General features: G+C 36.6%; 6 protein-coding genes. All 6 read left to right on the top strand.

What is annotated here, in order from left to right; all coding sequences use genetic code 11:
- The first annotated feature begins 11 nt into the window (after positions 1–11).
- The 6 genes from mnmG (at position 12) to WGMM_RS01755 (ending at position 5,917) form a co-directional block, all read left to right on the top strand.
- Positions 12–1,946: a tRNA uridine-5-carboxymethylaminomethyl(34) synthesis enzyme MnmG gene (mnmG, locus tag WGMM_RS01775; protein WP_038249192.1), complete on the top strand. Its 1,935-nt coding sequence runs from the start codon at positions 12–14 to the stop codon at positions 1,944–1,946.
- 8 nt (positions 1,947–1,954) lie between these two features.
- Complete coding sequence (locus WGMM_RS01770) at positions 1,955–3,622, top strand: aminopeptidase P family protein (RefSeq protein ID WP_038249189.1); 1,668 nt, start codon at positions 1,955–1,957, stop codon at positions 3,620–3,622.
- Positions 3,623–3,743: 121 nt separating this feature from the next.
- On the top strand, positions 3,744–4,109 hold the full coding sequence (locus tag WGMM_RS01765) for a hypothetical protein (RefSeq protein ID WP_038249186.1): 366 nt from the start codon (positions 3,744–3,746) through the stop codon (positions 4,107–4,109).
- Between the two features lie 42 nt (positions 4,110–4,151).
- The gene (locus WGMM_RS06510; protein ID WP_240991844.1) at positions 4,152–4,325 is read left to right on the top strand and encodes a hypothetical protein; all 174 of its coding nucleotides are present in this window, start codon (positions 4,152–4,154) and stop codon (positions 4,323–4,325) included.
- Between the two features lie 135 nt (positions 4,326–4,460).
- Positions 4,461–5,105 carry a dienelactone hydrolase family protein gene (locus WGMM_RS01760; protein WP_038249196.1) on the top strand — a complete coding sequence of 215 codons (645 nt, stop codon included), beginning with the start codon at positions 4,461–4,463 and terminating at the stop codon, positions 5,103–5,105.
- A gap of 5 nt (positions 5,106–5,110) precedes the next feature.
- Positions 5,111–5,917: an SDR family oxidoreductase gene (locus WGMM_RS01755; protein WP_038249183.1), complete on the top strand. Its 807-nt coding sequence runs from the start codon at positions 5,111–5,113 to the stop codon at positions 5,915–5,917.
- Positions 5,918–5,991: the final 74 nt, after the last annotated feature.

Raw genomic sequence — 5,991 nt, 5'->3', positions numbered from 1 at the left:
ACTTAAAAAGCATGCATAAATATGATGTAGTGGTGGTAGGTGGTGGTCATGCAGGGTGCGAAGCTGCTGCTGCAGCAGCTCGCCTTGGTGCAAACACGCTACTTATAACTCATAAAATTTCAACTATAGGGGAAATGTCCTGCAATCCAGCAATCGGAGGAGTTGCAAAGGGTGTTGTAGTCAGGGAAGTTGACGCTCTTGATGGAATAATGGGAAGAGCAATCGACCGAGCAAGCATACACTCAGTCATTTTAAATAGCAGCAGAGGTGCGGCAGTGTGGGGACCACGTGCACAGGCAGATCGAAAATTATACAAGCAAGCAATACAGGAAATTATTCTAAATTATAATAATTTGACGGTAAAAGAAGGGTCGGTTGACGATTTTCTTATAGAGAGTAATAACAATGGAGAATTGTGCATTAAAGCTGTAATAACAAGCTCAGGGGAGCATATACTGACAAGTAAAGTCGTTCTAACTACAGGGACTTTTCTGCGGGGTGTGATTCATGTAGGAGAGCAGGTAACTCCTTCAGGGAGAATGGGAGATAAGCCTGCCGTAGAACTTGCAAATACGTTGAAGAAATATAATTTTAAATTAGGTAGATTGCGTACCGGAACTCCGCCAAGGCTTGATCGTGGCACTATAAACTGGTCAATATTGCAAGAACAAGTGGGTGATAATCCACCTGTGCCGTTTTCTTACTTAACAGAAAAAATTAACCAACCTCAGGTATCATGCTTTATTACCCATACTAATGAAAACACGCATAAAATAACTAGAGAGAATCTGCACAGGTCAGCTTCTTCGTATTTGGATGATATTATAGCACCAAGATACTGCCCATCCATTGAAACTAAGGTTAAAAAATTCGCAGAAAAAAGTAGTCATCAAATATTTTTAGAACCAGAGGGCTTGAATGATGATACTATATACCCGAACGGAATTTCAAATTCATTGCCTATTGAAGTGCAGTGTGAAATGATAAAGAGTATCAAGGGACTTGAAAATGCAGAAATACTAAGACCTGGATATGCAGTTGAGTATGACTATATTGACCCACGAGAGCTGTTTCATACTCTCGAAACTAAGAAAGTTAAAGGCCTATATTTTGCTGGCCAAATTAATGGCACCACTGGATATGAAGAAGCAGCAGGGCAAGGAATTATCGCCGGAATTAATGCAGCACTCTCTGCATCTGAAAAAAAAGAAAGCTTTGTTCTTCATCGCACAGACTCATATGTCGGCGTAATGATAGATGATCTAGTCATCAAAGGGGTGATCGAACCTTATAGATTATTTACTTCACGTGCAGAATATAGGCTAGCTATCAGGTCAGACAATGCAGATAGAAGATTAACACAAAAAGGTTATGATATTTCCCTTGTTTCGCATGAGAGATACTCTGTTTTACAGAATAAACTTGAATCCATTAAGCAGCTTGAAGAGAAGTTAGGGAGTCTGACGATTACTCCTGAGCAGCTTAGGTCTTATGGTATCAAAATATCTTATGATGGGATAAGAAAAACGGCACTAGATTTACTTAGCTATCCAAACATCGACTGGAATAAATTACAAGAAATATGGCCGGAGTTAAGCAGCGTCACGCGCTGGAATGACAAAATGGGACACACCAAAGCGGATAATAGAGCTAAGAATGAAATATGCGAAGCGGTTGAAATTGAAGCAAAATACAAACCTTATCTAATAAGACAAGAAGCGGATATGAAGTTTTTACGAGAGGAAATTAACACTCAAATTCCAATTGATTTCAACTATTCACAAGTTAAAGGCCTGTCAAGTGAAGTAATAGAAAAGTTGCAGACGATAAAACCAGCGACGATTGGCATTGCAAAGCAAATACAAGGCATCACTCCTGCAGCGATAGTGAGCATATTAGTGTATTTGAGAAACAGGAAAACGAAAGTGGCTGCTAATTTTGTATGAGGTGTTCTATGTCAAAAATCGAAGAATTTCGATCTTTTATGCGTGAAACAAATGTTGACGCATTTGTATTGCACACTAAAGATGAATATTTAAATGAATATTCAGACGAGTTAACCAAGTTATGTGGCTTCACAGGAACAAATGGGCTACTTATCGTTACAAAAGACAACAAGTGCCCATTTTTTACGGATGGACGCTACATCACACAAGCTCGCAATCAGCTCGATCGGGGCAATTTTCAAGTATATAATATACAAGAAGAGGATCCACGCGAATGGATAAAAGCAAACTTAACATCGACTGCCTCACTAGGTTATTATTTGCAATATTTTACCATAGAAGATATAAGAAAGTATGAGAATATCTGTAAATTAATACCCTGTTTAGCTGGAAAAGAAAGTGACTGTCGAAAACAAGCAGTGGTTTTACATTCTATTGAATATGCTGGTGAAAGTAGTAAGGACAAATGTGAAAAAATAGCTAAAAGCATAGATAAAGAAGCTGAAGTAGTGCTTTTAACTGATCCAAATTCAATTTCATGGTTATTAAATTTAAGAAATGAAAATGCTAAATATACTCCATGTATATTGGGCCGTGCTATATTGTATAAAAGCGGTAATGTTGATTTGTTTATTCAAGATAAAGAACATTCAACTATAGAAGCAAATTTAGGCAATCATATAAATATTTTTGATATTAGTGAGCTAGAAAATTCGCTGCACAAGCTAAATTCAATAGTTATAGATCCAAATACAACTCCAATGAGTATTATGGCTGTAATAAAAGATAAACAGGTAGCTGAAAGAGAGGATCCTTGTCTAATTTATAAAGCAGTAAAAAACCAAACTGAAATAGCTGGGGCTATAAATGCGCACATCAGAGATGGAGTGGCAGTTACAAACTTTCTACATTGGCTTGAAAATAATGTTGGTACAGAGCTTGAAGCTGAAGAGAAACTCTTAGAATACAGAAAAGAGCAGAATTTGTTTAAGCAACTAAGTTTTCCAACAATTTCAGCATTTAATGAGAATGGAGCAATAATTCACTATCGTGCAAGCAGTAAGACGAATAAGGTAATTCAGAAAAGTGGACTATATTTGATTGACTCTGGTGGCCAATACCTTAATGGCACAACTGATGTGACAAGAACTGTAGTGGTTGGTAATCCGACCAATGAGCAAATAACCCACTATACAATAGTGTTGAAAGCTTACATTGCTATAGCAAGTGTCATCTTTCCTTCTGGCACTACTGGTGGAGAATTGGATATATTGGCACGTACGCATTTATGGAAATTTGGAATGGACTATATGCATGGTACAGGGCATGGAGTAGGAAGTTACCTATCAGTACACGAAGGACCACAAGCAATATCAAAAAGTAATAAAGTGAAACTCACGCCAGGGATGATACTTTCCAACGAACCTGGCTATTACATTCCGGGAGAGTATGGAATAAGAATTGAAAATCTGATATATGTTGACAGGCAAGAGAATGGCTTCTTAAACTTTAAACAACTGACCTCTATTCCATATGATAGAAGACTAATAAATGTGCAAATGCTTACTAAGGATGAAATTGAATGGATAAATGGCTACCATCAATTTGTCTATAAAAACTTAGAAAATAGCGTAAAAGATAAGGAATGGTTAAAGAAGGTATGTGACCCTTTATAAGCAAAGGAGCATTTTTTATTATTTAAAAAGTATTAATGCAATTGTGACAGGTATTTTGTATTGTTTTTAACTTTAAAATAATATATAATAAAGAGCACGTGTTTTTAGGTAGGTTATAATTATGATAGACAAAGGGCAAGAAGATGAATTTGTGAAGCAGTATATGGATACTTGCAAAGAGCAAATAGAAAAATTAGCCAAGGATCCTGAATTGCTTAATCAGACTTTAAAACCATTTATGCAAATGTCTCAGCAGCTTATGGCTGGCGGTATGTTAGAAGGGGCTATGCCTGGCATGATACCTGATTTGGGCAGTATGGATATTAACAAGATGGTTGCTCGGATGAAGGAAATGATTGACTACATAAGGGGTAACTATAAGGAACTAATGAAAGAGCACAGCTCGCAGATTCAAGAGCTTGATGAATCCAGTAAAAAGCTAAGAGGCTTAGTTAAAAAATTGATAGAAAAGATCGAAAGTAAGTAAATAACATCTGGATTTTATGTCATTCTATATACAATTTTCTAGTTGGGCGGTAAGTCGAGGTCAATTATTGATGTCATGAAAGTAGCTGACACTGGTTCCTTTATGACGGCAGTGCCCAGAGGTGTCATCCCAGTGCTTGACGCTGGGATGACAGCAATCCTGCGTCATACCGCGATTCATTCGCGGTATCTTAGTATAGATTCCGCTAACAAGTAGCGGAATGACGGTTTTTCAAATCGTCGATGAACCTAAGTCACTTTAGCTATAGTATCGGGAACGTAATTGCACATTGGTTTTACAAAATTTTGAAAATTAGTGTTAAATAAAAATATAAGCGCAAAAGGAAAAGAAATGATTGAACTTAAAGGCCTAGAAATTTGTGCAGGCGGAAATAAGAAAAATTTGATTATTTTTTTACATGGTTGGGGCTCAAGTGGCGATAATTTCATTCACCTTGCTAAAGTTATGAGCAAGTTTTTACTGGGTTCATATTTTGTAGCACCCAATGCTCCGTTTAAGAGAGAAATAGGTGATGGTTATCAGTGGTTCAGCTTGGAAGATCGTAGTGAGGAAGCGCTATATAATGGAGTAAAAAATGCTACATCAATTATAAATCATTTCATTGATACAAAATTAAAGGAGCTTAATTTAAAAGATACGCAACTTTCTTTAGTTGGATTTTCTCAAGGAGCAATGCTTGCAATACATACAGCTCTCACCCGCTCTCAATCCTGTGCATCAGTTGTTGCATACTCTGGTAGGTTTCTTTCACCTTCAAAAACTGCACCAGAGATCAAGTCAAAACCTAACATATGTGTTATCCATGGTGATGCTGACGACGTGGTACCTTTTTCGTCCCTCGACTTAGCGGTTAAAGCTCTGAAAGAAAATGGAGTAAATGTTGAAGGACACCCAATTCATGCATTAGGGCATATTATTAATGAAGAGGGAATAAAATTAGGAGTAGAATTTATCAAGAAGAATTTTAAAAATTAATTTTCATGCACTTGTTTTGCTTTGGTTATGGATATGTAGCTAAATTTTTATCGAAAAAATTACTGAACTTAGGTTGGAAAGTCAGTGGCACATCAAGAAGTAAAAATATACAAGATGTAACCCTCTTTAATTATGAGAAAGTTAGTCAAGATCTGCTTAAAAGCGCAACGCACATTTTAATTTCTATTCCTCCAGGTGGCGATGATGTTGTGGAGAGATACGGTGATTGCCTGCAAAATGTAAAATGGCTTGGTTATTTATCTGCAACTAGCGTCTATGGTGATCACTCTGGTAATTGGGTGGATGAGGAATCTGAAACAAGACCTATAGAAATCAGAGGAGAAAAGCGCCTTAAATCTGAAAAGAAGTGGCTAAATAGCAAACTGCCTGTACATATTTTTCGTTTAGCTGGAATATACGGTCCTGGTAGGAACGTGTTAATTGACTTGCAGCTTGGCAAAGCAAGAAATGTGAAAAAAGAAGGGCATTTTTTTTCTCGTATTCACGTTGAAGATATATCGAATATTTTATTTTCTTCCATGCAAAACATAAAACCTGGTGAAATATACAATTGTGCAGACGATTTACCCACTACACAATCTGAAGTGATAATGTATGCAGCCAAACTTCTCAATGTTAGCCCTCCAGAGCCAATTGAGTTACCAGATTATGCACAGAGTTTTTATTTAGGATCAAAAAGAGTAAGTAATGTTAAAATTAAAAAAGATCTTAATGTCTCTCTAATTTATCCTAACTACAAGGTGGGATTAGAGAGTTTGCATGTAAAAAAACTGAAATCACATCTAGAATGATAGATAGGCTTATTGTCACTGCCATTAAGTTAAGGAAAGAATGGTTAAAAACTGAACTAAAAAGTCAGAAATAA

The sequence above is a fragment of the Wolbachia endosymbiont of Glossina morsitans morsitans genome (assembly GCF_000689175.1).
GTDB lineage: Bacteria > Pseudomonadota > Alphaproteobacteria > Rickettsiales > Anaplasmataceae > Wolbachia > Wolbachia pipientis.
The sequence above is the reverse complement of the archived record's forward strand: the minus strand, read 5'-3'. Positions and strand labels throughout refer to the sequence as shown.

Bases quoted from the DNA above. Each gene is read 5' to 3' on its own strand.
- mnmG (WP_038249192.1), top strand. From the start codon at position 12: ATGCATAAATATGATGTAGTGGTGGTAGGTGGTGGTCATGCAGGGTGC.
- WGMM_RS01770 (WP_038249189.1), top strand. From the start codon at position 1,955: ATGTCAAAAATCGAAGAATTTCGATCTTTTATGCGTGAAACAAATGTT.
- WGMM_RS01765 (WP_038249186.1), top strand. From the start codon at position 3,744: ATGATAGACAAAGGGCAAGAAGATGAATTTGTGAAGCAGTATATGGAT.
- WGMM_RS01760 (WP_038249196.1), top strand. From the start codon at position 4,461: ATGATTGAACTTAAAGGCCTAGAAATTTGTGCAGGCGGAAATAAGAAA.
- WGMM_RS01755 (WP_038249183.1), top strand. From the start codon at position 5,111: ATGCACTTGTTTTGCTTTGGTTATGGATATGTAGCTAAATTTTTATCG.